Raw genomic sequence first — 1,313 nt, 5'->3', positions numbered from 1 at the left:
TACTAGTGATGCGTTAAGTTTTTAAAATTCATTGTAAAGCATTGTATATAAATATATTATAGTCGTTCTTTGATTTTTTGATTTGAATTGACCTGTAGATTTGCCGCCTTAAAATGCGGCTATGAATTCAGGGAAGTATGTTTTTGCCCAGCTTCTGCAATTTGTTGACAGGTACGAGTTCGACAAATGCGTGGCGAAGTACGATGGTGATTTCCGGACAAGGGGTTTCAACTGTTGGAACCAGTTCATCCAGTTGTTTTTCGGCCAGCTTACCTCGCGCAATTCGCTCCGGGATATCTGCGTATGCTTGAAAGCGCATAAGAATAAGCTGTATCACCTCGGGATCCGGAAATATGTCAACCAATCGACACTGTCAAGGGCGAACGAAGGGCGTGACCAGCGGGTTTTCTCGGATTTCGGGAACTACCTGATCAGTAAAGTAAGGCCCATGTACAGCAAGCAGGGCATTTTGGGGGTGGATATTTCAAACGAGGTGTTTGCGTTGGATTCCACGACCATATCGCTCAGCCTGAAACTATTCGGATGGGCACCCGGCAAATACTCACGCGGAGCGGTCAAAGTACACACCCTATTGGATCTCAGGGGAAGTATTCCGGCATTTATCCTAATCACCGATGGGAAATACCATGACAGCAACTCGCTGGACATCCTGATCCCCATCCCAGAGGCGATATATGTAATGGATAAAGCTTACGTTGATTTCGCAGCTTTGCACAATATCGATGTTTGCGGCGCATACTTTATCACCAGGGCCAAATCTTCCATGGATTTCTCCGTTGTTGAAAATAATCCCAATATCGATCCACGGACAGGGCTGCTTGCCGACCGTACCATCATACTGAACGGGTACAAGTCCAAAAAGCTGTATCCCGGCCAATTAAGGCTGGTGGAATACTACGACAGTGACAAAGAAGTCGAACTGGCATTCCTTACCAACAACTTCGAGGTATCCGCTCTTGAAGTAGCTCGGCTTTACCGCCACAGGTGGCAGATTGAAGTGTTCTTCAAATGGATAAAGCAGAACCTGGTCATAAAATCCTTATGGGGGCATTCTGAAAATGCGGTCAACACCCATGTCTGGATAGCCATTTGTACCTATCTTATCGTAGCCATGGTCAAGCATAACCTGAAAAGCACGCTCTCCATTTACGAAATCATGCAGATCCTCGGAATCTCGGCGTTTGATAAAACACCGCTAAAGGATCTAATCGCTCAGGATCAAAAAAATCAAAGTGTCAAAGAACAAAAATTGTTAAACTTATTTGATGCAAAAAGTTAACGCATCAGTACTA

General features: G+C 44.7%; 1 protein-coding gene. It reads left to right on the top strand.

The window, feature by feature from the left end; genetic code table 11:
• Positions 1 to 121: 121 nt before the first annotated feature.
• The gene (locus BM030_RS19570; protein ID WP_090975280.1) at positions 122 to 1,300 is read left to right on the top strand and encodes an IS4 family transposase; all 1,179 of its coding nucleotides are present in this window, start codon (positions 122 to 124) and stop codon (positions 1,298 to 1,300) included.
• Positions 1,301 to 1,313 lie beyond the last annotated feature (13 nt).

It is taken from the genome of Parapedobacter composti (assembly GCF_900112315.1).
Lineage (GTDB): Bacteria > Bacteroidota > Bacteroidia > Sphingobacteriales > Sphingobacteriaceae > Parapedobacter > Parapedobacter composti.
The sequence above is the reverse complement of the archived record's forward strand: the minus strand, read 5'-3'. Positions and strand labels throughout refer to the sequence as shown.